General features: G+C 64.8%; 26 protein-coding genes and 1 other RNA gene. 13 read left to right on the top strand and 14 right to left on the bottom strand.

Features of this window, described 5'->3' with window-relative positions:
- Window positions 1-120 precede the first annotated feature (120 nt).
- Entirely contained in the window at window positions 121-1359 is a 1239-nt protein-coding gene (gene ftsZ, locus XaplCFBP3123_RS05320; protein WP_104533056.1) for a cell division protein FtsZ, read from the top strand.
- Window positions 1360-1591: 232 nt separating this feature from the next.
- Window positions 1592-2503, top strand: a complete 912-nt coding sequence (lpxC, locus tag XaplCFBP3123_RS05315) for a UDP-3-O-acyl-N-acetylglucosamine deacetylase (protein WP_104533055.1) — start codon at window positions 1592-1594, stop codon at window positions 2501-2503.
- A gap of 186 nt (window positions 2504-2689) precedes the next feature.
- On the opposite strand, the gene XaplCFBP3123_RS05310 is transcribed toward lpxC, so the two are convergent.
- Entirely contained in the window at window positions 2690-3136 is a 447-nt protein-coding gene (locus tag XaplCFBP3123_RS05310) for a DUF721 domain-containing protein (RefSeq protein ID WP_104533054.1), read from the bottom strand.
- Between XaplCFBP3123_RS05310 and XaplCFBP3123_RS05305 the strand changes: the two genes are divergently transcribed.
- From XaplCFBP3123_RS05305 to XaplCFBP3123_RS05285, 5 genes are all read left to right on the top strand, one after another.
- Entirely contained in the window at window positions 3137-4081 is a 945-nt protein-coding gene (locus XaplCFBP3123_RS05305) for a M23 family metallopeptidase (protein WP_104533053.1), read from the top strand. It begins immediately after the preceding gene.
- 155 nt (window positions 4082-4236) lie between these two features.
- A complete protein-coding gene (gene secA / locus XaplCFBP3123_RS05300; protein ID WP_104533052.1) occupies window positions 4237-6975 on the top strand; it encodes a preprotein translocase subunit SecA in 2739 nt (912 codons plus the stop codon).
- Window positions 6976-7453: 478 nt separating this feature from the next.
- The gene (locus XaplCFBP3123_RS05295; protein WP_104533051.1) at window positions 7454-7822 is read left to right on the top strand and encodes a VOC family protein; all 369 of its coding nucleotides are present in this window, start codon (window positions 7454-7456) and stop codon (window positions 7820-7822) included.
- A 166-nt stretch (window positions 7823-7988) separates the two neighbouring features.
- Complete coding sequence (locus tag XaplCFBP3123_RS05290) at window positions 7989-8936, top strand: Nudix family hydrolase (protein ID WP_104533289.1); 948 nt, start codon at window positions 7989-7991, stop codon at window positions 8934-8936.
- Entirely contained in the window at window positions 8924-9451 is a 528-nt protein-coding gene (locus tag XaplCFBP3123_RS05285; protein ID WP_104533050.1) for an AAA family ATPase, read from the top strand. The genes XaplCFBP3123_RS05290 and XaplCFBP3123_RS05285 overlap by 13 nt, the downstream gene beginning before the upstream one ends.
- A 108-nt stretch (window positions 9452-9559) precedes the next feature.
- Here the strand turns inward: XaplCFBP3123_RS05285 and XaplCFBP3123_RS05280 are convergent.
- The 3 genes from XaplCFBP3123_RS05280 to metF form a co-directional block, all read right to left on the bottom strand.
- Window positions 9560-9634, bottom strand: a non-coding RNA gene (locus XaplCFBP3123_RS05280) — sX9 sRNA.
- 76 nt (window positions 9635-9710) lie between these two features.
- Entirely contained in the window at window positions 9711-10382 is a 672-nt protein-coding gene (locus XaplCFBP3123_RS05275; protein WP_253254136.1) for a hypothetical protein, read from the bottom strand.
- A gap of 73 nt (window positions 10383-10455) precedes the next feature.
- A complete protein-coding gene (gene metF / locus XaplCFBP3123_RS05270) occupies window positions 10456-11283 on the bottom strand; it encodes a methylenetetrahydrofolate reductase [NAD(P)H] (RefSeq protein ID WP_104533049.1) in 828 nt (275 codons plus the stop codon).
- A gap of 205 nt (window positions 11284-11488) precedes the next feature.
- On the opposite strand from metF, the gene XaplCFBP3123_RS05265 reads away from it, so the two are divergent.
- From XaplCFBP3123_RS05265 to XaplCFBP3123_RS05255, 3 genes are all read left to right on the top strand, one after another.
- On the top strand, window positions 11489-11725 hold the full coding sequence (locus tag XaplCFBP3123_RS05265; RefSeq protein ID WP_104533048.1) for a hypothetical protein: 237 nt from the start codon (window positions 11489-11491) through the stop codon (window positions 11723-11725).
- A 305-nt stretch (window positions 11726-12030) separates the two neighbouring features.
- Entirely contained in the window at window positions 12031-13008 is a 978-nt protein-coding gene (locus XaplCFBP3123_RS05260; RefSeq protein WP_104533047.1) for an NAD(P)H-quinone oxidoreductase, read from the top strand.
- A gap of 324 nt (window positions 13009-13332) precedes the next feature.
- Window positions 13333-14268 carry a Gfo/Idh/MocA family protein gene (locus XaplCFBP3123_RS05255; protein WP_104533046.1) on the top strand — a complete coding sequence of 312 codons (936 nt, stop codon included), beginning with the start codon at window positions 13333-13335 and terminating at the stop codon, window positions 14266-14268.
- A 76-nt stretch (window positions 14269-14344) separates the two neighbouring features.
- Here XaplCFBP3123_RS05255 and XaplCFBP3123_RS05250 read toward each other — a convergent pair whose 3' ends face one another.
- Window positions 14345-15715, bottom strand: coding sequence for an alpha-amylase family protein (locus XaplCFBP3123_RS05250; protein WP_172453115.1), 1371 nt, complete (start codon window positions 15713-15715; stop codon window positions 14345-14347).
- 505 nt (window positions 15716-16220) lie between these two features.
- Window positions 16221-16862: a hypothetical protein gene (locus tag XaplCFBP3123_RS05245; protein WP_104533044.1), complete on the bottom strand. Its 642-nt coding sequence runs from the start codon at window positions 16860-16862 to the stop codon at window positions 16221-16223.
- Between the two features lie 164 nt (window positions 16863-17026).
- On the opposite strand from XaplCFBP3123_RS05245, the gene XaplCFBP3123_RS05240 reads away from it, so the two are divergent.
- Window positions 17027-17572 (top strand): DUF2058 domain-containing protein, encoded by a 546-nt coding sequence (locus XaplCFBP3123_RS05240; RefSeq protein ID WP_104533043.1) that lies wholly within the window; start codon window positions 17027-17029, stop codon window positions 17570-17572.
- 59 nt (window positions 17573-17631) lie between these two features.
- Entirely contained in the window at window positions 17632-18189 is a 558-nt protein-coding gene (locus tag XaplCFBP3123_RS05235; protein ID WP_104533042.1) for a DUF3228 family protein, read from the top strand.
- Window positions 18190-18398: 209 nt separating this feature from the next.
- Here XaplCFBP3123_RS05235 and XaplCFBP3123_RS21830 read toward each other — a convergent pair whose 3' ends face one another.
- The 5 genes from XaplCFBP3123_RS21830 to XaplCFBP3123_RS21650 form a co-directional block, all read right to left on the bottom strand.
- On the bottom strand, window positions 18399-18704 hold the full coding sequence (locus XaplCFBP3123_RS21830; RefSeq protein ID WP_343125483.1) for a hypothetical protein: 306 nt from the start codon (window positions 18702-18704) through the stop codon (window positions 18399-18401).
- 78 nt (window positions 18705-18782) lie between these two features.
- The gene (locus XaplCFBP3123_RS21825; protein WP_343125482.1) at window positions 18783-18992 is read right to left on the bottom strand and encodes a hypothetical protein; all 210 of its coding nucleotides are present in this window, start codon (window positions 18990-18992) and stop codon (window positions 18783-18785) included.
- Between the two features lie 491 nt (window positions 18993-19483).
- Window positions 19484-19729, bottom strand: coding sequence for a hypothetical protein (locus tag XaplCFBP3123_RS05225; RefSeq protein WP_253254135.1), 246 nt, complete (start codon window positions 19727-19729; stop codon window positions 19484-19486).
- A 191-nt stretch (window positions 19730-19920) separates the two neighbouring features.
- The gene (locus XaplCFBP3123_RS05220; protein WP_104533041.1) at window positions 19921-20403 is read right to left on the bottom strand and encodes a hypothetical protein; all 483 of its coding nucleotides are present in this window, start codon (window positions 20401-20403) and stop codon (window positions 19921-19923) included.
- Window positions 20403-20585: a hypothetical protein gene (locus XaplCFBP3123_RS21650; RefSeq protein WP_253254134.1), complete on the bottom strand. Its 183-nt coding sequence runs from the start codon at window positions 20583-20585 to the stop codon at window positions 20403-20405. The genes XaplCFBP3123_RS05220 and XaplCFBP3123_RS21650 overlap by 1 nt, the downstream gene beginning before the upstream one ends.
- A 398-nt stretch (window positions 20586-20983) precedes the next feature.
- Here XaplCFBP3123_RS21650 and XaplCFBP3123_RS05210 point away from each other — a divergent pair, with 398 nt between their 5' ends.
- Entirely contained in the window at window positions 20984-21835 is an 852-nt protein-coding gene (locus XaplCFBP3123_RS05210) for a tetratricopeptide repeat protein (RefSeq protein WP_172453080.1), read from the top strand.
- A gap of 96 nt (window positions 21836-21931) precedes the next feature.
- Here XaplCFBP3123_RS05210 and XaplCFBP3123_RS05205 read toward each other — a convergent pair whose 3' ends face one another.
- The 3 genes from XaplCFBP3123_RS05205 to ahcY form a co-directional block, all read right to left on the bottom strand.
- On the bottom strand, window positions 21932-23293 hold the full coding sequence (locus tag XaplCFBP3123_RS05205) for a peptidoglycan-binding domain-containing protein (protein WP_104533039.1): 1362 nt from the start codon (window positions 23291-23293) through the stop codon (window positions 21932-21934).
- Window positions 23294-23337: 44 nt separating this feature from the next.
- Window positions 23338-24066: a hypothetical protein gene (locus tag XaplCFBP3123_RS05200; RefSeq protein ID WP_253254133.1), complete on the bottom strand. Its 729-nt coding sequence runs from the start codon at window positions 24064-24066 to the stop codon at window positions 23338-23340.
- A 333-nt stretch (window positions 24067-24399) separates the two neighbouring features.
- Window positions 24400-25842 (bottom strand): adenosylhomocysteinase, encoded by a 1443-nt coding sequence (gene ahcY, locus XaplCFBP3123_RS05195; RefSeq protein WP_104533037.1) that lies wholly within the window; start codon window positions 25840-25842, stop codon window positions 24400-24402.
- Window positions 25843-25865 lie beyond the last annotated feature (23 nt).

Genomic DNA, 25865 nt, shown 5'->3' with positions numbered 1-25865 from the left:
TCCCATTCCCGGCATTCAAACAACAACATTCGCCGACATGCGGGTGTTGGGCTGGCGAACGGAGCAATCCGATTCCCCATTCCCGATTCCCCATTCACGGCATCTAAAGAGGACACTGACATGGCACATTTTGAACTGATCGAAAAGATGGCTCCCAATGCGGTAATCAAGGTCGTTGGCGTGGGCGGCGGCGGCGGCAACGCGGTCGCGCACATGGTCAACACCAATGTCGATGGCGTGGAGTTCATCACCGCCAACACCGACTCGCAGGCGATCAAGAACTGCGGCGCCAAGTTGCAGCTGCAGCTCGGCACCAACGTGACCAAGGGCCTGGGCGCCGGCGCCAATCCGGAAGTCGGCCGTCAGGCTGCGCTGGAAGATCGCGAACGCATCATGGACGCGCTGCAGGGTGCGGACATGGTGTTCATCACCGCCGGCATGGGCGGCGGCACCGGTACCGGCGCGGCGCCGGTGGTGGCGCAGCTGGCCAAGGAAATGGGCATCCTGACCGTTGCCGTGGTCACCAAGCCGTTCCCGTTCGAAGGCCGTCGCCGCATGCAGGTCGCGCTGAAGGGCATCGAGGAACTGAGCCAGCATTGCGACTCGCTGATCACCATCCCCAATGAAAAGCTGATCACCGTACTCGGCCGCAATGCGACCATGATCCAGGCCTTCCGCGCTGCCAACGACGTGCTGCAGGGCGCCGTGCAGGGCATCGCCGATCTGATCGTGCGTCCGGGTCTGATCAACGTCGACTTCGCCGACGTGCGCACCGTGATGTCGGAAATGGGACTGGCCATGATGGGCACCGGGTCGGCACGCGGCGACGATCGCGCGCAGGCCGCTGCCGAAGCCGCCATCCAGAACCCGCTGCTGGACGACGTCAACCTGGCCGGTGCCAACGGCATCCTGGTCAACATCACCGCCGGCCCGGACTTCACCATGTCCGAGTTCGACGAGATCGGCCGCACCATCGAGGCGTTCGCCTCGGAAGATGCGACCGTGGTCGTCGGTACCGTGCTTGATCCGGACATGCAGGACGAAGTGCGCGTCACCGTGGTGGCCACGGGCCTGAACCGTGCGGTTGCACGCCAGACCCAGCGTCCGGACCAGCGCGCGCCGATCAAGTTGGTGCGCAACGCCACCACCGGCCAGCCGGAGTTCGGCGATTTCGACACCAGCGGCGGCGATGCGGTGTCCAAGGCCGTCGGCGGCAGCATGGGCCTGGGCCTGCGTCGTCCGAGCAGCGACTCGGCCGGCAACGGCAGCAACAACGGCGGCGGTTCCGCTGCGCCGGCCGCAGAGCTGCCCAACGACTACCTGGATATCCCGGCGTTCCTGCGCCGCCAGGCCGACTGAGGATCGTCGGTCGCGTCGCTACGGCGGCGCGGCCCGTCCTGCCCCGGGGTTCGCCTCGGGGGTGCTGTGCCATGTCCTTTCTGCCGGATCGGCCACGATCCGGCAGCTTTTGCAGTTGCGTGACCCGGGAATTACAGTTCCCGTCACGCGCGACTTGTTAAAATTCGGATAATCTCAACGGATTAGACAGCCGGTTCAGCGTCTGTCTGCATCGTTCATCCAGACTTCGCATATGACCCAGCAACGCACTCTCAAGAACACCATTCGCGCCACCGGCGTCGGCCTGCACAGTGGCGACAAGGTGTACATGACGCTACGACCGGCTCCGGTCGATCATGGCGTGGTGTTCCGGCGCGTGGATCTGGAGCCGATCGTCGAAGTCCCCGCCGATGCCGAACTGGTCACCGAGACCACGCTGTGCACCGGCCTGACCTGCAATGGGGCCAAGATCCAGACCGTCGAGCACCTGATGTCGGCGCTGGCCGGTCTGGGTGTGGACAACGTCATCGTCGAACTGTCGTCGGCCGAGCTGCCGATCATGGACGGCTCCTCCGGCCCGTTCGTGTTCCTGCTGCAGTCGGCGGGCATCGTCGAGCAGAACAAGGCCAAGCGCTTCATCCGCATCACGCAGACGGTGGAAGTGCGCGAGGGCGACAAGGTCGCGCGCTTCGAGCCATACGAAGGCTACAAGCTCGGCTTCACCATCGAATTCAATCACCCGATGATCCCGGCCAAGCAGTCGCGCCAGGAAATCGAGTTCTCCACCTCGGCTTACGTCAAGGAAATCTCGCGCGCCCGGACCTTCGGCTTCATGCGCGACCTCGAATACATGCGCGAGCGCAATCTGGGCCTGGGCGGGTCGATGGACAACGCCATCGTGCTGGACGAGTTCCGCGTGCTCAACGAGGACGGCCTGCGTTACACCAACGAATTCGTGCGGCACAAGATCCTGGACGCCATCGGCGACCTGTATCTGGCCGGCGGCGCCATCCTGGGCGCCTACGAAGGCTTCAAATCCGGCCACGCGCTCAACAACAAGCTGGTGCGCGCGCTGCTGGCGGATCAGGCCGCCTGGGAATGGGTCAGCTTCCCCGATGGCACCGTACAACCGCCGGTCACCTACGCCAGCCCCGTCTACGCCTGATGTCGGGGAATGCCGCAGTTGGCGTTCGAAGTGTGAACTCCATCGAATTTCCGGCCCATTCTTAACTTTTATTTAAGAATTCTCTAACTCCTGCGTGGCTGGGGCCCGCTAGGATGCGTCGGGTCGTGCGCGGTCTTCGCAATTCTTTCACGCTGCGACGGCCGCTTCGCACAGGCGGTACGGACCTCACCGTTTGGTGGGTGGGACGTCCTGCAGGGAGGCCAGTGCATCGCGCAGACCTCTGTGCGTGGCCTCCGACACGGGGCGTGGCCGCTCGCGATTCTGCTGCATTGGGGAATGCAGCGGGGTGGTGATGGTCTTGATGGTCACTGCGGTGGCCTTCAGTCCGATGGATCGGGCGGCATCCAGTAATTGGGTCTCGGCAAGTCGCAGCTTGGCATGCCAGACAGGTGAATCAACCAGAAAAACCAGCTGTTCGTCTCGGACATTGGCCAGCCGGCAACGGGTGACCAGATGAGGCGGTAACAGGGGGCGCAACTGCCGGTCCAGCGCATCGAGCCACAAGGCGCGGCGCAAGGGGTCGCCAGCCTTTTCACCCAACGCGGCCTCGATGGCCGGTTGTGGAACGGAAGGGTTGCGTGCGTTGGACTTGGGCTTGGACATGACACTCATATGGCGTTGAAGAAAGTTGTAATCAAATCTCGCGAAACCCGGGCGCAACGGTTGGCCCGACAGTTCCAGGGCTTTGCCGCGGATCGACCGATGGTAGTCCTCGGCGCCGTGCTTGGGCTGGGCATGTTGATCGGCGTCGGTGCCAGCACGGCCACCGGCATGGTGACCAATTCCGCGTTGCAGGCCAAGGTTGCCCGGCAACAGGCCGAGCTGGCCCAGGCGCAGCGCGCCTCGCAGGCGCAGGTCAACGCACTGGCCGCGCGCATGGGCGAGCTGCAGGCGCAGGCCACCCGTCTCAATGCACTGGGCGAGCGGCTGACCGAGATGGGCAAGCTGAAGGACGGCGAGTTCGACTTCGACGCGCCGGTCGGCGTCGGTGGCGGCGATGAGCCGGTCAGCGACATGCCGGTCGAGTCGCTCAAGCAGACGCTGGGGCAGGTCGAACAGCAGTTCTCCGCCTCCGGCCAGCAACTGAACGTGCTGGCCGCGCTGATGTTCGATCATCAGCTCGAACAGAATTCGGTGCCCTCTCGGGTGCCGATCCGCAACACCTACATCACCTCCGGCTTCGGCGGTCGCGCCGATCCGTTCGACGGTGGTTCGGCCTTCCACAAGGGGGTGGACTTCCACGCCAACGTGGGCGACCCGGTGATGTCGGTCGCCGATGGCGTGGTCAGCTATGCCGGCGTGCGCGGTGGCTACGGCAACGTGGTCGAAGTGGATCACGGCAACGGCTACGTGACCCGCTATGCGCACAATTCGCGCCTGGTGGTGAAGGTGGGCGACCTGGTGCGCGCCGGCCAGCAGGTGGCCAGGGCCGGATCCAGCGGCCGCTCCACCGGCGCGCACGTGCATTTCGAGGTGTGGGCGGACGGGCGGGTGGTCAACCCGCGCAAGTTCCTCGGCGATACCAACACGCCGGTGGGCCGGCGCGGGCGCGGTTGACGACGGCGCGGGTGGTGCTTGATTCGTGAAGGCCCGCCCCAAGCTACAATAGGGTGTTGCCATCGACAGGGCGCAGTGCGCCCTGTTTCGTTTACGGCGGCCGGGTCTTGGGGACCGGCGTCGGTCAAACCGTTCCTTTTCAACCGGTTTCTTCAATGATCAACAGTCTGCTTACCCGTGTCTTTGGCAGTCGTAACGAACGCCAGCTGCGCCAGCTCAACCGCCTCGTCACCCAGATCAATGCGCTGGAGCCGACGATCGAGAAGCTCTCCGACGCCGAGCTGCAAGCCAAGACCCCGGAGTTCAAGCAGCGACTTGCCGCCGGCGAGTCCCTGGACAAGATCCTTCCCGAAGCCTTTGCGGTGTGCCGCGAGGCCAGCCGCCGCGTGCTCGGCATGCGCCATTACGACGTGCAGCTGATCGGCGGCATGGTGCTGCACCTGGGCAAGATCGCCGAGATGCGCACCGGCGAAGGCAAGACGCTGGTCGCCACGCTGCCGGTGTACCTCAACGCGCTGCAGGGCAAGGGCGTGCATGTGGTCACGGTCAACGACTACCTGGCGCGCCGCGACGCCGCACAGATGGGCAAGTTGTACAACTGGCTGGGCCTGAGCGTGGGCGTGGTGTATCCGGGCATGCCGCATAGCGACAAGCGCGAGGCCTACGGCAGCGACATCACCTACGGCACCAACAACGAGTTCGGTTTCGATTACCTGCGCGACAACATGGCGCTGTCCAAGGCCGACCGTTACCAGCGCAATCTGCATTACGCGATCGTCGACGAGGTCGACTCGATCCTGATCGACGAGGCGCGCACCCCGCTGATCATCTCCGGCCCGGCCGACGAATCGCCGGAGCTGTACATCCGCGTCAACCGCATCGTGCCTCAGCTGACCAAGCAGGAAAGCGAAGAGGGCGAAGGCGATTTCTGGATCGACGAGAAGGGCAAGCAGGTGCACCTGTCCGAGGCGGGCATGGGCCACGCCGAAGAACTGCTGATGCAGGCCGGCATTCTCGAAAATGCCGAGGATGGCCTGTATGCCGCGCAGAACCTGAGCGTGGTGCATCACCTCAACGCCGCGTTGCGCGCGCATGCCATCTACCAGCGCGACGTGGACTACATCGTGCGCGATGGCGAGGTGGTGATCGTCGACGAATTCACCGGCCGCACCCTGTCCGGGCGTCGCTGGTCCGACGGTCTGCATCAGGCGGTCGAGGCCAAGGAAGGCGTGCCGGTGCAGCGCGAGAACCAGACGCTGGCCAGCATCACCTTCCAGAACCTGTTCCGCATGTACAAGAAGCTGTCCGGTATGACCGGTACGGCCGACACCGAAGCCTACGAATTCCAGAGCATCTACGGCCTGGAGGTGGTGGTGATTCCGACCAACCGCCCGACCGTGCGCAAGGACCATCCGGACCAGGTGTTCCTCAACCGCAAGGGCAAGTTCAACGCGGTGCTGGCCGACATCGAAGACTGCGCCAAGCGCGGCCAGCCGGTGCTGGTGGGTACCACCTCGATCGAGACCTCGGAGATGCTGTCCGAGCATCTGCGCAAGGCCGGGGTGGAGCACGAAGTGCTCAACGCCAAGCAGCATGAGCGCGAAGCCACCATCGTGGCCAACGCCGGCCAGCCGGGCGCGGTGACCATCGCCACCAACATGGCCGGCCGCGGTACCGACATCGTGCTGGGCGGTTCGCTGGAAACCGAGCTGCATGGCATGGGCGAAGACATCAGCGACGAGCAGCGCCTTGCGGCCAAGACCGAATGGCAGCGGCGTCACGACGCGGTCAAGGCGGCCGGCGGCCTGCACATCATCGGTACCGAGCGGCATGAGTCGCGTCGTATCGACAACCAGCTGCGCGGCCGTGCCGGTCGTCAGGGCGACCCGGGTTCGTCGCGCTTCTATCTGTCGCTGGAAGACAACCTGATGCGCATCTTCGCCTCGGACTGGGTCCAGAAGGCGATGCGCATGATGGGCATGAAGGAAGACGACGTCATCGAAGATCGCCTGGTCAGCCGGCAGATCGAAAAGGCGCAGCGCAAGGTGGAAGCGCACAACTTCGACATCCGCAAGAACCTGCTGGACTTCGACGACGTCAACAACGATCAGCGCAAGGTGATCTACGCCCAGCGCGACGAATTGCTGGATGCCGAATCGGTCAAGGACAACGTCGACGGCATCCGTGGCGATGTGATCTACGACCTGGTCGCACGCTTCGTGCCGCCCAATTCGGTCGACGAGCAGTGGGACCTGAAGGGTCTGGAGGCCACGCTGGAATCGGAGCTGGGCATGCCGCTGGCGCTGAGCGAGATGGCACGCACGCAGGAAGAACTGGACGCCGAGCAGATTGCGGCCAAGGTGCAGGCGGCGGTGGATGCGCACTTTGCCGAGAAGGAAGCGGCGGTGGGCAACGACACCATGCGCGCATTGGAGAAGCACGTGATGCTGACCGTGCTCGATCAGGGCTGGAAGGAGCATCTGGCCAAGATGGATTACCTGCGCCAGGGCATCTATCTGCGCGGGTATGCGCAGAAGCAGCCCAAGCAGGAATACAAGAAGGAAGCCTTCGAGCTGTTCTCCGAGATGCTGGAGAACGTCAAGCGCGAAGTGATCAACCTGCTGGCGCGCGTGCGTATCCGCAGCGAAGAGGAAGTGGCCGAACTGGAAGAGCAGGAGCGTCGCCAGGCCGAAGCGCGCCTGATGGCCTCGCAGTTCCAACACCAGGATGCCGGCGGCTACGGTGCCGACGAGGAAGTGGAGCAGATGCAGGCCGGCAACGCGCCGGTCCCGGTCTCGCAGGTCACCCGCGACGAACCCAAGGTCGGCCGCAACGATCCCTGCCCCTGCGGCAGCGGCAAGAAGTACAAGCACTGCCACGGTCAACTCAGCTGAGCTGAGTTGACCGTGGTGCAGCCCGCGAAGCGGGCTGCACACCAAGGATCCGCATGGCGGACCCTTGGTGCACGGCACTCCTCCGATCCCCGCGCCTTTGGCGCGCCCCTTACCAAGGGGGCTCTGCTTACGGATCGGATCCCTATGGGGTCCTGAGAAGCAGGAAAGGGGATGTTGCCGGCCGGATGCGAGGCCACGCTCAGATTCCGTTTGCCTTTGGCCAGCTTCCTGCCAATGGCCTCCCTGTCAACGGCATTGCTTGCATGGTCGCCAGGCAACCTCTGGAAACCATGGCATAGACGCCAGAAGAGTTCGCGACCAGCTCGGCGAGCTCTTTCCGGGTGAGCCTTGGCCTGGCAGGTTTGCCACACGCTTGTCCATCGCGCACGGGCGCCAACTGGGCCCGCTGCACGCAGGCTTCCCCGCCTGCGCCACTGCGGGGCGTATGCTCGATCCACGTCCTGCGGGGAGTGCGGTCATGGCGCTGCTGTCCAGCCAGCAATTGAAGGTGTTCGTGCCTGCGCGCGACTACGCGCTGTCGCAGCGGTTCTACCGCGCGCTGGGCTTCGTGCAGGAAGACGAGGTGGGCAATGTCACCTGCTTCCGGCATGGCACGCATTGCGCGTTTCTGCTGCAGGATTTCTACCTGCGCGAATTGGCCGAGAACCTGATGCTGCACTTGTGGGTGGACGATGCCGACGGCTGGTGGCAGCACGTGCACGACACCGGCCTGGACGAGCGGTTCGGGGTGACGTGCAGCGTGCCGGAAGATCGGCCATGGGGCGCACGCGATTTCACCCTGCACGATCCCAGTGGAGTGCTGTGGCGCATCGGGCATCCGCTGTAGGCGTGAATCGGGAATCGGGAATCGGGAATCGGGAATGGGGAATCGGGAATGGGGAATTGCAAAGGCGGGCATGGTGTGTGCTTCAACCGATTCCCGATTCCCGAATCTCCATTCCCCGCCCTCAAGCGATTGCGCTGAACGGCTCACTCGCGGCACTCTTGTGCCCATGCCCGATTCTCTGAGATCCATCCACGTCGTTGCCGGCGTGATCACCGACGCCCGCGGCCGCATCCTGCTGACCCGCCGTACCGAAACCCGCGACATGCCCGGCCTGTGGGAATTTCCGGGCGGCAAGCGCGAACCTGGCGAAACCTCCGAACAGGCGCTGGTGCGGGAACTCAACGAAGAGCTCGGTATCGAGGCGCAGGTCGGCGGGTGGCTGATGGACGTGCCGCAGTTGTACCCGGACAAGCGGCTGCGCCTGGAAGTGCGCAACATCACCGCATGGAAAGGCAGCCCGCGCGGCCGCGAAGGCCAGGCGATGACCTGGGTGGCCGCAGACAAGCTGGCCCGTTATTCGATGCCGCCGGCCGACGTGCCGGTGGTCGGTGTGCTGCGCCAGCCCGACCGCTATCTGATCACGCCCGAGCCGGACGATGACGCGCTGTGGCTGGAAGGCCTGGAGCGTGCGCTGCAGGACGGCATCACGCGCATCCAGTTGCGTGCGCGGCAGGTCGAACCGGCGCGCTGGCAGGCCTTACTGCAACAGGCGATGCGCCTGCGCGGCCGTACCCGCGCGCAGCTGTTGCTCAACCGCGACATCGCACTGGCCGGCGAACTCGGCATCGGCGTGCATCTGGGCTCGGAGCAATTGGCCTGCCTGCAGGAGCGCCCGTTGCCGGCAGAACATCTGGTCGCCGCTTCGTGTCATGGGCTGGAAGACCTGCGCCACGCCCAGCGTCTTGGCTGCGATTTCGCGGTGCTGGGGCCGGTGCAGGCGACCGCCTCGCACCCGGGTGCGACACCGTTGGGATGGGACGGGTTCGAACGCTTGCGCGAGCAGGTCTGCTTACCGATCTACGCACTCGGCGGCATGCAGGTCGACGACCTGCGCGAAGCACGTTCGCATGGCGCGCAAGGCATCGCGGCGATTCGCGCGCTGTGGCCGCAGTGACCGTACAGTCAGCGATCTTGGTGGTGTTCGGCGGATTGCCAGGCGTCGGCAAGAGTTCCATTGCCCAGGCGCTACTGACGCAATGCACCGCGTTTTACTTGCGCATCGATACGATCGAGCAGTCACTACGCGACAGTGGTGCACTCGCCAACGACGTCGGACCCGCCGGCTACATGACCGCTTACGCGCTTGCCGAGGCCAATCTGCAGCAGGGCCACGTGGTGGTCGCCGACTGCGTGAACCCATTGCCGGTCACCCGTGAAGCGTGGCGTGATGTGGCTCGTCGCGCACGCAGCCGCTTGCTGGAGATCGAGGTAGTGTGCAGCGATCGCAATGCGCATCGGCAGCGCGTGGAATCGCGGCAGAGCGAGGTGCCCGGATTGCGCGTGCCGGATTGGTCCTCCGTGCTCGTGCATGACTACGTGGCGTGGACCGAGCCGCATTGGGTGATCGACAGCGCCGTGCTGAGCCCGCAGCAGGCGGTCACGCAGATCATGGGCCGGCTTGCCGCGTAGCTTGCAGGCGTCACCTAGGAGGCGCGTGGCCCAGGATCCTCGGAGACGATACGGCTCATTGCCTCGCAGCCAATGCAGGCACGTTGCCGCTGCAATCGGATGAAGAGCGGCTAATAAAACTAGCGGGCGGTGTCAGGTGAGTGCGGGCGCCGCGCTCAGGACCGGAGCGTACGCGTGGTACATGCCGTTCCGGGCACCGACCGCGCTCGCCTGGCGGCCGCGCAGCAGGTTTGTTAGCCGCTCTAAGCCGGGCGCTGCGCTAGAACGTCACCCAGAAGCAGTTGTACTGCCGACGCAGCCGCAACACGCTGCGTGCAGGCGTACCGCTGGTGAGGTTCTGTTCCAGGCGCAGGCCCCAGGGCCGCGGGCGGCTTGGGGCTGCCGGGAGTGGGGCGTCGATTGCGCTGCCGTCCAATGATGGAGCCGCTGCCGTGCTGGCATCGGCTTCCCAGGTCGGCAGATCGCTTTGCGGGTACATCGGGACGATGTCCAGCAACGGGCGTTGCACGATCGCTTCCAGCCGGCTCAGCAGCTGGTTGGCGGCGGCGTCGGACTGGCCGCTCCACAGGTAAAGGCTGGAGAGCCGGTTGACGTCGCGGCTGTCCACCGCAAGTTGCAGCAACGACACCAGTTCGCTCAGCCGGCGCGGGCAGCCGTAGCGATACAGGGCGGTGTTGCCTTGCGTGCGCGTGGGCGGCGGTGGGCGCGATGCGGCGCCGACATCTTCGCAGCGGCGGTCGGTGAACATGGTCTGCCCATCTGCTGTCACGCAGCGGCGGATCTCCTGCGCCTGCACTTGCATGGCCGGGCAAAGGCAGAACGACAGCAGCAACGGCAGCAGGAGGCGAGGCACCGGCGCAGCGTAACGGGCCGTGCGTGAGCCGGCGCGCAACGCGCCGAGACCGCGACCGCCTGGATGGTGCTTGCGCATCACACGCGCGCTTGCCGATGAAGTGCCCGCGCAGACAGGCCTGCCAAGAACGGCGTGGCACCGGTGGCGTGGTTCAGCGCCCGAGCAGCTGCAGCACCTGCGTGGTCGGCTTGGCCAGGTTGAGCGTGTAGAAGTGCAGGGCAGGCGCGTCGCCGGCGATCAGGCGCTCGCACACGGTGGCCACCACTTCCGCACCGAAGGCGCGCACTGCATCGGCGTCGTCGCCGTAGGACTGCATCTTCTTGCCGATCCAGCGCGGAATTTCCGCACCGCACTGCTCGGAAAAGCGCCGCAGCTGCGAGAAATTGGAGATCGGCATGATGCCGGGGATGATCGGGATCTCCACGCCCATGCGCTGCACGGTGTCGCGGAAATGAAAGTACGCATCGGCGTTGTAGAAATACTGGGTGATCGCGGCATCGGCGCCGGCATCGACCTTGGCCTTGAAGTAACGCAGATCGCTCAGTGCATCGGTCGCCTGCGGATGGGTTTCCGGATACGCACCGACTTCGATGCGGAACGCATCGCCGTGCTCGGCGCGGATGAAGGCGATCAGGTCCGAGGCATAGCGCAGGTCGCCCGGATGGCCCATGCCTGACGGCAGGTCGCCGCGCAGCGCGACGATGCGGGTACAGCCGATTGCGCGATACAGCTTGAGCAGCTCGCGGATCTCCTGGCGGCTTCCGCCGACGCAGGACAGATGCGGGGCGGCTTCGAAACCGTGTTTCTGCTTGAGGTGACGTACCGTCTCGGAGGTGTAGCTGAGCGTGGAGCCGCCGGCGCCGAAGGTACACGACACATACTCCGGCGCGTAGCCCTTCAACCTGGCGGCCGTGCGATCCAGCTGTGCGCGCTGGTCGTCGGTCTTGGGCGGGTAGAACTCGAAACTGAGATGCGTCATCGCGGTGGGTCCGGCGGATCGTGTCGGCATAATATCGCTTCATCGCGATGAATGCATATTCAGTCGCGGGCGTCCCGCATTCCTCGCGTGGAGGTCGCGCGGGTCCGCGCCATGCGCACATGGTTGGGGCCGCTTGGTGCCGGTCTAGTAGGTCGCGTACGCGGTAAGCTGCCGACTACCCCACGCCACTTGATTGGAGCGCGACATGCAAGAACAGGAAATGGATGTAATCGCCGAATCGCTGGGCCGCATCTGGGTTGCGTTGGCGCGCAGCGTCGGCGATCTGGCGCTTGCCCTTGCCGAGCAACCCGGCGTGGATGGCGACAAGTTGCTGAGGGACTTCGCCGCACGCCTGCCTTCGGATCAGGATGACGGCACCTCCAAGGTGTTCGAGGCGATCCGCCAGTACATCGACCAGGATGCCGCTCCCGGCGCGGAGTGATTGGTTGCCACGTGCGTCTGCCATGCAGGCGCGCGTGGTGATGCGTTGTGGCCTTGCAATGCGCTTGCCGAGGCGCTGTCTGCGGGCCTGCCGGCGGGCGCCGCGCGGAGACTCGCGCCGGCCAGATGGATCGCTGCCGTTGCAGCAGCGGTTCAACGCGTGATGCCGATTATCGCGTCGCTGCTTGCCCCGAGTGGGCAGAGAGCGTGGTTACTCTGCGCTTGCGTGACGTGTCGGACCGGGCGTGCGCCAGGCGTTGACGCAGGGATCCCTACACTGGGCGCACTTTCTAAGGAGTGCTGCGCATGAGCGATACCACGATGACTGCAATCGCCATCCGCGATGGCAAGGGCGATGCGGATGCACTGTACGCCAGCGAGCAGCCGCGCCTGCGCCCCGCGCCGGGGCAGGTGCTGATTCGCGTGCATGCGGCCGGCATCAATCGCCCCGATCTGCTGCAACGTGCCGGCCATTATCCGCCGCCGCCCGGCGCGCCGCAGACGCTCGGGCTGGAAATCGCCGGCGAGATCGTGGAGCCGGCCGGTCGCTGGAAGGTCGGCGATCGTGTGTGTGCACTGCTGGGCGGTGGCGGTTACGCACAGTACGCAGCGGTCGACGCGCGGCATGTGCTGCCGGTTCCGCCGGGCATGGATCTGGCGCATGCCGCGGCACTGCCGGAAACCATCTTTACCGCGTACACCAATCTGTTCGAGCATGGCCGGCTTGCGGCCGGGGAATGGCTGCTGTTGCATGGCGCCACGTCCGGGATCGGTGTGACTGCGATCCAGATGGCAAAGGCCGCCGGTGCGAATGTGTTGGCCACCGCGCGTTCGGCGGGCAAGGCGGCGCAAGCGCGCGAACTGGGCGCCGATGTGGCGATCGACTCCACCACCGAATCGTTTGTCGCCGTGGCCAAGGCGCACGGCGGTGTGGATGTGTCGTTGGACATGGTGGGCGCTGCGGTGTTCGCCGACACCCTGGAAGCGCTCAATCCGCGCGGGCGCATCGTCTACATCGCCTCGCAGGCCGGCTCGACCATCGAGGTGCCGATCCCGCTGCTGATGCGCAAGCAGGCCATTCTCACCGGCTCGACGCTGCGTCCGCGCAGCGCCGACGAAAAGGCGCGTCTGGCGGCGGAAGTGGAGCGTGTGGTGTGGCCGTGGATCGCGCAGGGCAAGCTGCGCGTGCTGCTCGACAAGCGCTTCCCGCTGAGCGAAGCCGCTGCAGCGCATCGCTATCTGGAGCAGGGCAGCCACCTGGGCAAGGTCGTGCTGGAGATGTGAGTGCATACGGTTGCCTGCCTGCCTGACATGCGCGTGCGTGTCGGGCAGGTGGCGACTACTGTCGCGGCGTGATGTTGCCGGCGACCAGCCACGCCGCCGCCCCACCGCAACGGTGCCGCAATGGCCGCTGCTGCGCGGCCACCGGGCGGCATAGGTATAGCAAAACAAGCAGGAGCGATGTCTCGCAGCGAACTGCGCCCTGACCGTACACTGCGCCGCTGCGTGCGCTTGTGCATCGCGCCGCTGCCGCAGCGTCCGTGTACAAGCGCCCGAATCGGGCGATCGCGCGGGTCCCGCCACTTCACTATCAGCCCGAAGGTTTCGATGAAGCATCCAGACGCATTGCGCATTGCCCTTGTCGGCATCGGCAAGATCGCCCGCGACCAGCACGTGCCCACCATCGCCGCGCGCGCCGATGTGCAACTGGTGGCCACCGTGAGCCGGCATGGCACGGTCGACGGGGTGCCGGCCTATCACTCCCTGGAAGAGGCCTTCGCAGCGCATCCGCAGATTGAAGCGGTCGCGCTGTGCACGCCACCGGTCGGGCGGCATGCGCAGGCACAGGCCGCGCTGGCCGCCGGGCGTCATGTGTTCCTGGAAAAACCCCCGGCTGCCACCCTGGCCGAGATCGACGATCTGCGCGCGTTGGCGCAGCGTGCGCAACGCAGCCTGTTCACCAGCTGGCATTCGCGCTGCGCCGCTGCCGTGGAACCTGCGCGGACGTGGCTGGCCGACAAGCAGATCCTGCGCGCGCATATCACCTGGAAGGAAGACATTCGCCATTGGCACCCGGGCCAGGACTGGATCCTGGAGCCGGGTGGCATGGGCGTGTTCGACCCCGGCATCAATGCGCTGTCCATCGTCACGCATCTGTTGCCGCGCCCTTTCGCGCTGCGCGAAGCGGAGCTGCACACGCCGGAAAACCGTCAGGCGCCGCTGTACGCCAGGCTCGACTTTGTCGATACCGCAGGTGTGCCGGTGACGGCGGAACTGGATTTTCTGCAGACCGGCCATCAGCACTGGGAGATCGAAGTGGACACCACCGATGGCCTGCTCGTGCTCAGCGAGGGCGGTGCCAGGCTGAGTATCGATGGTCAGCCGCAAACGGTGGAGGCGGCCGGCGAGTACGACGGTTTGTACCGCCGTTTCGTGCAGTTGGTGCGCGCCGGCGAATCGGAGGTGGACGTCACCCCGTTCGTGCACGTGGCCGATGCGTTCATGCTCGGCGCGCGCAAGGTCACCGCGCCGTTTGCCTGGTAGCCGGCCGCGCCATCCAACTCATTGCAGTATCCAGAACACCGGCGATGAGCCGGTGTTGTTCTGGGTCGGATACCTCTCAGCGGCGCCACATGCGTGCCCCGCGCGCCGGCAGGGTGAACGTGTAGGAGCCGCTGGAAATGCGCACCACGCTGCCCGAGCCCAGTGCATCCACATAATCCGCGTTCCAGTACAGCACGCTGCCATTCATCGCCACGGTGGTGTTGACCGGATTGCCGCACTTGTTGATGCCGACGATGCCCAGACTTCCGCGCCGGAACAGCACATGGCAGGAACTGGACGACAGCACCTGCATGTCGCTGCCTTGCACGCCGTTGTGGAAACCGATCATGCGGCGCAGGTCGTCGCGCAGATAGGCGTCGACCCAGCGGTTGTCGCCGCTTTCGTTGTTGTCGGTATAGACCATCGGCATGCCGCCGTTGCGGCCGATCAGATACGCGTACGCCAGCGTCTCGTCGACGGGGTCGAGGATGGCGTAGCGGAAACCGGCATTGTTGGGGATGTCGTGGGTGACGGCGAAGGTCACCGCGCGATTGCCTGGCAAGGCCTGTCCGGTGGACGCGGGATCCACCAACTGCTGCAGGCTGGCGCCGGCGGCGAATGCATTGCGCACCGCGTTGAACAACGGGAAGTCGTAGGCAGCATGCGGCGTGGACTGCAGATACGGCGCCAGGAACTGGTCGTAATCGCCGTTGCCGGTACCGCCGCCGGTGATCACTTCGCCGAACACATACACGCCGGAACGAATGCCAGAATCGAAGACCCGATTGAGATGATCGAAGCTCATATGCTTGGCCGCATCGACACGGAAGCCGGTCACACCCAGGCCCTTCAGCGCTTGCAGATAGGCGCGCTGCTGCTGCACCACCCAATCGTTGCCGACCAGGTCCGGCAGGCCCGGATCGCTGCCGCCGCCGCAGATGCGATAGGTGCGCACCTGGTAGGCGTCGTTGTAGTTGGTGATGCACTGGGCCGGGCCGAAATCGCTGGCGCCCAGAAAGTTCGATTGCAAGGTGCCGAACAGACGCAACGTATCGTAACGGCCCGGATTTGCGGCGTATTGCGCGAGCACGGCGCTGCCGGGGTAATTGAGATCCGAACGTGTTGCCGCCTCGTTGGCCATGTGGTTGAGCACCACATCGGCATAGGTTTCCACACCGTTGTCGGCCAGCGCCTGCACCATGCGCGAGAACGCGGCGGTGTCGCCCAGCGGGCCATCGATCACGCGCAGATCCTGCGGTTGATAGCGCGCCCACCACGCGCTGCCCTGCGAGCGATAGGCAGGAGCGACCAATACCTTGCGATAACCGGCGTCGGCAATCTGCCTGGCGCGTGCTTCCACGGTGGCATACGGCCAATTGAACGCATGCAGGATCACCTCGGCCTGCACATTGGTTGTGGTCAGCAGCAGCACCAGCGCGGCGAGCAAGCGCCGCGAGCTGCGTTGAAACAGCGATGGTGGGGACGGAGTGTGTGGATCGCGCATCGGATGGATCTCCAGTCGGTAAGCGCGAGCACACGCATGCTGTGCGCTGCCCGCATCCAGCCCTCCGGCCCCTGTTCCGGAAAGCGCGCGCACGACGTGCAGCGCGCGGTGATGCTAAGCGTGCATCGCGGCGCAACATCGCTGTTGTGCATACGTATTCAATGCAGCCGGATGCGAAAACCCCGGTGCAGGTCGCGGTGTGAGGGGTGCGTCGTCGCAGAACCCGGGGGCTCGCTCATGCGAAGAGCGGCCCGGAAGAAGCGGCTCAAGCCGACAGGTCGCTATCTGTAAATCGGGGCCTGCGCGGATCGCGTATAGCGCTACGTCACCGTTTGCGTCTGCTGGCTTGGTAACGCCTCGTCGGCGTCAGGGCGTGCGACGATGCCGCCCCGACATGTGCGGCTTGCGCTGCAGCATTGGTGCCACAGCGCAAGCCGGTGGTCATTGCCTATTGGCGGTGCACGTGATGCAGAGCGTCATCGGCATGCAGCTGTTGCAGCTTGGTCCGCGCAACCTCGGTGCGGTCGGTGCTGTAGTACACCGGTTGTCGTGCTGCCGCGCCACGCGCATCGCGTTCGGCGCCTTTCCACTTGCTGTAGCCCTTGTTCGGGATCGCCAGCGTCACGCTCTGGTCGCTGACCCGTTCCACCTGCACCACGCCGTAGGCATGTCCGTCGAAGGCACCGGGCGCCACCGCTTCGAGATCCACGGTATACAAATCGCCCTTCCGAGGCTGGGCCAGCAGCGCGTTGTCCTGCTTGGCCGCTTGCGACGCGCTGTACGCGCCGAAGGCCACCATCACCGCGATCAGGCCGAGCAGCACCAGACCGCCAAAGCGGCGATAGGCCGGAATCGGCGATTTGTCCAGGCTCGCCTCCACGGTCTTGGTGTCCAGCGGCGTGCTGTGATTGCATGCCTCGCACACGCGCAGATACTGCTTCCTGGTCACCCAGCTGAACAGGTACCACAGATGCGCGTAGCGGTAGTGCAGCACGTTGCGGAAGCTGCGTTCCTGAGCGCAGTGGTCGCAGTGCGCGGTGTTGGCCGAGCCCAGCGCGATGGCATCGCCACCCGATCCCCAGATGATCATGTCGTCGTCCTTGATGTAAATAAGGCCCGTTATGGTAGGGCGGGAACGGCGAGATGGGTAGGTCGCCGCATGGTGTTGCGCCTCAGCCGGTGGCAGGCTCGGGCAGTCAGGCCGTGTGGGGCGGGGCGCGTTAAACTGGGCGGACATTCACCGGTGCCCTTCCCATGCGCAATCCGCTGCAAGAACAACTGCTCAAGGCCGGCCTGGTCAAGAAGGCCCAGGTGGACAAGGTTGCGCGCGAGCAGAACAGGCAGCGTCATGCCAAGGGCGCCGCCGTGGCACCGACCGAAGTCGACAAGGTGGACGCGGCGCGGCTACAGGCCGAGCGCGCCGAGCGCGATCGCGCGCTGGCCGAAGAACGCAAGCTGCAGCTGCGGCGGCAGGAAGCGCTGGCCCAGGTCCGGCAGATCGTGGAGACCAACAAGGTCAAGCGCGATGGCGAGATCGACTACCGCTTCAACGATGGCAGCGTCATCCGCAGCGTGCTGGTCAACCCAGCGCTCCGCAGCCAGCTGGCCAGCGGGGCGCTGGTGATCGTGCGGCATGGCGATGGCTTCGAGCTGATTCCGCGCGCCGCCGCCGACAAGGTCTACAGCCGCGATGCGGACACCGTGGTGCTGGATCATGGCCGTAGCAGCACACCATCGGCGCCGGACAGCGATGACGACTATTACAGCCAGTTCAAGGTGCCGGACGATCTGATCTGGTAAGTGGTCGCGTAGCAGGGCTGCAGGCTACCCTGGCGTTCTTTGTCGCCTTCAACACTGTCATGTCGATCGTTCTAACGCCGTTCGCCCGCACCCGTTTGTTCCCGCGCGGTGGTCGCGGTAACGCCATCCAGGATTGCACGCCCGAGCAGTTCATCCAGCGGCTCAATGAAGAGACGCCGGTCCGCGTGATCGAAGGCTATGCGCCGTTCTGCCAGCTGCATGTGCACCGCAACTGGACCTCGACGCGCTGCCTCACCATCCCCATCAACGACGAGAACCGCCATCGGCTGCGCTCCGGTTACGAGGCGCGCAGCTCGCAGGAATTGGCGGTATTGGTGCGCTGGTTCGAGGGCGTCCAAGCGCCGGTAGCCGAGTACCTGATACCCATCCTCTACAGCCGCGATCAGCTGGCCAAAGAAGGTTCGCCCATCGATGCCGATTGGGGCGTGGTCGGTTGCCTGTACACGACCGAGCCGGACGAAATTCCGATGGCACCGATCACCATGGTGCGTAATGCGCTAGGCGTGGAGGAGGGCGGCTCGGGCGTGCCGCTCGACCGCGAGGCCTATCGGCGCAGCGTGGAGTTCTGGCAGCGCAACGCGAATTGGCGACCGTAGCAGGCGGATAGCCACAGCGTATCGTGCAATTCTTCCGCGCGGGCAAGCACAAGCACCGCGCTTGAGCTCAGGCGTGTAGGCGGTGCAGCATCGCGTCGCCGCCGCAAGCGCGTCTTTTCGCTGGGCATGACGTGATTGCTGGTCGGGCTGTAGAGTCGAGCTGCGTCTGCTATTTTCAGACGCACCGCAGCTCGACATTCCGATGACTGTCAGAACCGGTACTCGGCATTCACCGAAGCCATGTCGGTGCTCAGATCGACATCGAATTTTTTTGGCGTTGTAACGGTCGTAGTTGGCGCCGATGCTGAAGTGCTCGCCCAGGTTGTCGCCCACGCCGGCGCTGCATACCACGAGAGCTTGTCCAGGTCGGAGCGGTCCGACACGGTGCCATTGCTCGGGGCCTGGCCCTTCCAGCCATAGAGCCCGCCACGCATGCTCGCATACCACTTGTCGCTCAGTGCGAAGCGATGGTTCAACCCAACCGTCCAGCCACGCAGCTGGCTCTCGTCTTTCACGACCGCCTGACCGTTGAACAGATTTTTCGCCTGGATATTGCCAAGATCGTTGTAGCCAGCCTCCAGGCCAATCGATAGTTACGGAAACAACACGTTCCAGCGATATCCGGCGGAGACGTTGTAGCCGGTATCGCTGCCATCGTAGGGTCCACTCCTGAGCGAGGTGCGGCCGACCCCGCCATTGACGAACCAGCCCGTACTGTCGCCGGATGCGGACTGCGCCAACACATCGGGTGCAGCCGTCAATGCCAGCGCCGAAAGGGTCAGCGCGACCAGGGTGTGTTTCATGGGCATGTCTCTTCAGAGCGCGATGACGAGGAGTGATGCACGCAGTCGTCCCGTGAAACGGTATGAGCGTGGCATCGCGACGTTATCCAGCAGAGTTTGGAAAGTTGTTAGCCGCAGCCGCATGAGTGCAGCCGCGTTGTCGCAATGTCGTCCGAGGATGCACACTGCGCAGTCAGTCGCCCGACGATGCGCGTCCGCACGCGATCGTCGGCGGCTCCGCCCTGATCATTGCAAGGGGGAGTGCGGGCAAGGCTCGGCCCGCTTCCTGCCCCTGCTGATAAGCGATGACTGCAGCGCGCAGCGACTCCTCCAGCGGCGCCTTGCCCATCACCGAGCAATCATCGCCGGTGTTGATGGGGTGATTGGATGGCGTGGAGCTGTCGATCCGTCATGCCGATCCCGGGTTGCCCAGTCGCGAGCCAGTGCCAAGCGCTGGTTGGTCGGGGCGGCTCCAGGTGATGGTGCGTATCGGTCCGTGGACCAAGCCTGCGTCACGCAGCTGGCAAAAAAACCGACGCTGGTGCCCAGCCGCCCGGCGCGTCGCCGAATGGCAGGTGCAGCGATTGCAGATGGCTTAGCGCCGCCGCAAGGGTCTGCTTTGACGTGTAGGCAATGGCAACCCCATCATCGGTTGTTGTCCCCACCGCGAGAAGTTGCTTGCGCACATGGCCGGTCGAACACACGACACGGACGTAGTCATCGAGGATGGCGTCTACGTGCTCCAGACGGGCTTTCAACGAAAACTCCACTGCTGCGGTGAGTGATGCCAATCCTACCGTCTCTGAAGTGGCGTCGACCCTATGATGGACTCGAACCCCTGCTGTCGCCGGTGAATCCTGCTGCTGAAGATGCGACGTATGCAAGCACCGATCGCGAAGCATCGTGCATGTGCCGATGCGTTATGAATCGACGGGCCGACGCCCATCCGTCAATCGGCGATCCATTGCCACCAGGGGTAATGATATTCGCGGTCGGTGGCACGCCAGTGGCGGCCGCAGCGGGTGCAGGCGACGTGGTGGCACTCGCCCCAGCCATCGTTGGCTGCTTCCAGCCCGAGCAGCTGCATCTGCTTCTGGTCGATCAAGTGGCGGGGGTCGAAAAACAGGTAACCGGGGTTGAGCGTGCACAGGCAGCCCGCCCGGGCGTGCCAGAAGCGCAGGCGCCGCACGGCGGCGATGAGGTGCACGCTGTTGCTGATCAGCATGCCGCCGAACTGCAGGCCCTGGCTGCTTCGCTCTATCCGCTCCCCATGCGCTGCCAGCGCATCCAGCACCGTTGTGTCGAACATCTGCGCGACCTTGTGCGCGGCATCGGTGATGCGCGCACCGTCACGTGACAGCAGGGCCTGCAGCAGGGCATCGGCCTGTGTATCGGCCAGGCGGGGAGCAGGGGCGGACCAGGGCCAGCGCATCAGCGCGGTTTGCCGATCGGCGCGCAATGGCCGGCGGTCAGGCGCAGCAGGTCGGCCGACGCCCAGTCCACTCCCATGCGGCGCCGCACGGCGCCGACATGCCGGTGCTTCTGCTGCCGCAGTGGAGCGACGCTGTCGAGCAGATAACCGGTGGCGCGCGGCGCGGCAGCATCTGCGTCCATCGCACACTTCTTGAACCCTGTCGTGTCGGTCAGTGCCTTTATGCCCCGCCACCTCGCCGCTGCCACGATCGCTGCCAGCAGTTCATGGGGTTGGCTGTTGCCCAGCAGGATCTTGAATACCTGCAGCCGATCCAGGCTCCGGTTTTCCACGGCTTCGCCTCGCGTAGGACTCGGCGTGGGCGTTGTGCATGTAGCTGCGCACGGCGTGGGAGATCTTTTCGCGCTGGACCAATGTGATTTCGGGGGCATGGGCGCATTTTAACGCAGCGTCTTGGGCGTCTAGGCTGAGTCTCTAGCCGGTCTGCAACGGACCTCTTGTCTGGCCCACCGATGGACCTACGCATCGCGATTGCCGCGCCACTGCGATAATGGCCCCAGATCCTGCCTGGAACCCGAGCATGCGTGCTCCTCAACGTCTTCATGGCCTGACGCTGGACATCGCCGTCTGCGCAGGTCCCTATCCGCCACAGGGCTTCTGGACGATTGCCGAAGGCGCGCTCGGCAACGGTGATTGTTTCGGTCTGTATTGGCCGTTGGGCTGCGAAGGCAAAGCACCAGTGGTCTGCGAAATGTTTCATGATGAAGGGCGCCTGGTGTTCAGCCATTCGTCGCTGGATGTATTCGCGCAATGGCTGGACATCAACCATGCGCTGGACGAGCAGGCCTGGGACGACGAGGGTTGGGAGCCACGCGCGCATGATGTTCCGGATGTGGATTCGCCGTTGCCGTTGATCGAACGCGCGCAGGTGCATGTGCAGGCGGGAAAGCCGTCCGAGGCGATCGAACTGCTGCAGGCGGCATGCCGCCGCTTCCCCGAGCTGCAGCGGGCGTGGATGATGCTGGCAGTGCAGCACAGGCGTCTGGGGCAGCACGAGGCTGCGGTGGCTGCGGCACGTGCGGCGATCCTGGCCAACTGGGCGTTCGGTATTCCCGATCCAAGCGTGCTGCGTCTGCTGCGCGCGGCCGACGCAGGCAATGATCCGGTGCTGATGATGGTCCAGCAGATGGAGTTTGCGTTCGGCGGCGCCAAGACCAACCCGGACTATGCATCCATGCAGGTCTGCATCGACCGTTGCTGGGAGGCGGGTGATCACTTGACTGCATTGCGCTTGACGCAGAATCGCTGCTACGCATTGCGCGGCGAAACTGTTTCGTTCCAGCAGCGCGAGGGGTTTGACTTGGCGTCCTGGCAGCGTGACTTCGTCGCGCAGTGCCGCAGTGCGCTGCGCGACGACCGGCAGGGCATGTAACGATGTACCGGGGACGCATCCCCGCATGGCACGCGGCGCAAATGCAGAACGGGCGGCCGAAGGCGCCCATCCTGAATCCATTGAGGACTCGCGTGGTCAGCGCGATAGCGACTGCTGGGTCTGCACCTGTTCCCGCGCATGCCGCTGCGAAAGGTCGGCATCCAGCGCCTGGCTCTGCTGCGTGCTCGACTGCAGGTCCCGGTTCACCGCCTGGGAGAGGTCGATGTAGGTGCGGTAGGCGGCGGGATCGTTCGGTTGGCCCTGCACCGCGAATATGCCCTGGTTGTCCAGGCGTGCTACCACCGTATCGATCCGACTCATGCCGGCGATCTTGGATGCATAGGCCACTTGTCCCGCCGCGTTCTCCAATTGGTTGCGGTCATTGAACAGCGGCGCCAGGCGGCCCTGATGACGCTGCTCTTCCAGCACTTCCAGCTTCTCCACGGCTTGCTGATAACGTGGATTGTCCGCATGACCCGGGGTAGCCATGGTTGGTTCGGTGGCCTGTCTTGTCTGCTCGCCCTGTTGCTGCAGGGCGCTCTCCAGGGCGCCGAGCGTGCCGCGCCCGGCCTTGCCGTCCACGGTCAGTTGGTGATCCTGCTGGAACTGCTGCACCGCCTGCAGGGTGCCGGGGCCGAAGTGGCCATCGGCCACCAGCGGTGCGCCGTCCTTGCCCAGATAGCCCAGGTCGGCGAGCTTCTGCTGCATGGCCTGCACGTTGTCGCCGCGCGCACCGCTGACCAGCGCCGCGCCCGCCGTCGGCGCGCCCGGCGCTGACGGCAAACCATGCGATGGTGTGGTGGCGGGGGTGATGCCCAGCTGGGTCATCGCGGTGTCGAAACGTGCGTCACGACTGGCAACTGCGCCAGGTGATTCGATGCCGTACTTGGTGGACTCGACGAAGGTCTGCAGGTCTGCGCGAGTCGGCGGATCGCCGGCCTGGATCTTGCGGCCCTGCAGAGTCACTTCGTTGCCAGCCAGATAGCTGATGAACTGTGGCCCCATGCTGCCGAACTGGTTGTCGTAGTCAGCCATGGCAAGCTGCAGTTCCGGGTTTGCAGCAATGGCATCGGCGGCGGCCGGACTGGTTGCACGCACGCGGGTGATCGCATCGCCCACGCGCTCGATCGCACTATCCAGCTTGGTGTTGGTGAGCTGGTCGATGTTGGCTTGCGGGATAGCCTGCAACTTTGCATCCAATGCAGCTAGCTGCTGGCTGCTCAGGCCGCCTTGCTGGGACAGCAGAGCAATGTCGCCGGTGCTGAAGCCGTTGTCGCGCAAGAAGCGTTGTGCCTGCGGATTCCTGCCCACATCGAACTGCACTAACCCGAAGGAGTACGTGCTGCTGCCCTTTTGGGCGTACGAGAAGTGATCCAGATGGCGCGTATCGCCCCCCAGTTCGGTGTTCAGATAGAGCGTACCCAGTTGTTCGCGGGTGATGGTGGATTCCGTTGCCATTGTGGTCTTCCTTCAGGGTATTTGGGGTGGGCGTGATCGGCGGTTTACCCGGCGCAGTGCTGTTGAGTGAAGGCCACCAGCTGCGCGATGGCTTTTTCGCCGTAGGCAGCCGGTGCCGGTTCGACAACAAAGTCGCCGACCATCTGGTTGCTGCAGACCTGCACATTGCTGTTGCCGGTCGCGCTTTGCAGCGTGCAGTTGGCTGCGAACAGGTCGTTGCCGCCGGCTGTTCCTGCGGCCAGATTGGTCGCTGCGGTGCAGCCCAGCAAGGTGCCCTGCTGTGAGTTTTGACCCATCAGCGTGTTGAAGTTGGCCAACTGACTGTTGGCGTCGCGCAGCTTCATCACGTCCACGCAGTCCTTCTGCCCGTCCGCGGCAACACACATGGCCTGGTCGGTCAGTGCGGTGCGGGTGGTCGACACGATCTGGATGCGGTCGGCATAGACCTGTTGCAGGCATTGCGCGTCGACGCAAAGGTCACGGGTGTGCTGCCGCCAGCGCTGCTGTTCGGCCTCCAGCTGTGCCTGGCCGGCGGCATCGAGGGTCGCGCGCGTGGTCGCAATCGCCTTGGCCAGGTCGGCGTCCAGACGGGTCAGCGCCGGGGTCTTGCAGACCAGCGCCTGGGTCGGTGAGGTTGCAGCCGCACAGGCGGCCTGGCCGGTGGCGGCGGCCGCAGGCGTGCTGGCGGCCTTGTCGGCGGCGCTGGTCTTCGCCTGGACGTCGCTTGCAGGCGGGGTGCAGGCGGCCAACAGGGCCAGCAAACACAACGGCATCAAGAGCTTGGTTGCCCGGGAAATACGTTCGGTTCTGCTGCGCTGCATTGTCTTTCCTTCCTTTGATCTTTGACGTCCTGAGACGTGGCCTGCAGGTTGCGGGCACATCGGCCGAACCATGGGGCGAGAGGCACCATCGGGACCGCGCGGGGCGGTCTGGGTGTGGAACACCTGGCGGCAGGCATCTTTCTGCGGCGGCGAAGCTAGCAAGCTCCACCTTAGCGTTCTGTGACGGGCTGTAGATCAAGATTCGGCGCTCCAGAACACAGAACGGGCGCCTTGCGGCGCCCGTTTTTACACACGTCATTGCGTGGGCGACACTCGCCCGATCACTCAGTAGCGATAATGATCCGGCTTGTACGGGCCGGCCACGTCCACGCCGAGGTAGCCGGCCTGGTCCTTGGTGAGGGTGGTCAGCTTGACGCCGATCTTTTCCAGGTGCAGACGCGCGACTTCTTCGTCCAGGTGCTTGGGCAGGATGTAGACCTTCTTCTCGTAGCTGTCGCGCTTTTCCCACAGGTCGATCTGCGCCAGGGTCTGGTTGGCGAACGAGTTGGACATCACGAAGCTCGGGTGGCCGGTGGCGCAGCCCAGGTTGACCAGGCGGCCGTCGGCCAGCAGGAAGATCGCATTGCCGTTGCCGAACACGTACTTGTCGACCTGCGGCTTGATGTTGATCTTTTCCACGCCCTTCAGCGCGTTCAGTGCGTCGACCTGGATCTCGTTGTCGAAGTGGCCGATGTTGCAGACGATGGCCTGGTCCTTCATCGCCTGCAGGTGCTCGACGGTGATGATGTCCTTGTTGCCGGTGGTGGTGACGTAGATGTCGCCGCGGCCCAGCGTGGATTCGATGGTGTTGACCTCGAAGCCCTCCATCGACGCCTGCAGGGCGCAGATCGGGTCGATCTCGGTGACGACCACGCGGGCACCGTAGGCACGCAGCGAGGCGGCGCTGCCCTTGCCGACGTCGCCGTAGCCGCAGACCACCGCGACCTTGCCCGCCAGCATCACGTCCATCGCGCGCTTGAGGCCATCGGCCAGCGACTCGCGGCAGCCGTAGAGGTTGTCGAACTTGCTCTTGGTGACCGAGTCGTTGACGTTGATGGCCGGGATCAGCAGCTTGCCGGCTTCGGCGATCTGGTACAGGCGGTGCACGCCGGTGGTGGTCTCTTCGGAGACGCCCTTCCAGTCCTTGACCACGCGGGTCCAGTAACCCGGGCGTTCGACGGCCACGCGCTTGAGCAGCGCCTTGATCACGCCTTCCTCGTGCGAGGAGGCCGGCTCGTCGACCCAGGTGCTGCCGTTTTCGAGCTCATAGCCCTTGTGGATCAGCAAGGTGACGTCGCCGCCGTCGTCCACCACCAGCTCCGGGCCGGTCTGGGTGCCGTCGGGCAGGGTGAAGGTCAGCGCGTCCAGGGTGCAATCCCAATACTCTTCCAGCGTCTCGCCCTTCCAGGCGAACACCGGCGTGCCGGAGGCGGCGATCGCGGCGGCGGCATGGTCCTGGGTCGAGAAGATGTTGCACGAGGCCCAGCGCACGTTGGCGCCGATGTCCTTGAGCGTTTCGATCAGCACGGCGGTCTGGATGGTCATGTGCAGCGAGCCGGTGATGCGCACATCCTTCAGCGGCTTGGTCTGCGCATGCTTGCGGCGGATCGACATCAGGCCCGGCATCTCGTGCTCGGCGATGTCCAGCTCCTTGCGGCCCCAATCGGCCAGCGAGAGGTCGGCGATCTTGTAATCGGTATGTGGGGCGATTTTCGTGACAGCGTTCATGCAATAGCTCCGGTAAGCAGATC

The sequence above is a fragment of the Xanthomonas arboricola pv. populi genome (genome assembly GCF_002939945.1).
GTDB classification, from domain to species: domain Bacteria; phylum Pseudomonadota; class Gammaproteobacteria; order Xanthomonadales; family Xanthomonadaceae; genus Xanthomonas; species Xanthomonas arboricola_A.
Note: the sequence above shows the minus strand (reverse complement) of the source record. Positions and strands in the feature narration are given on the sequence as shown.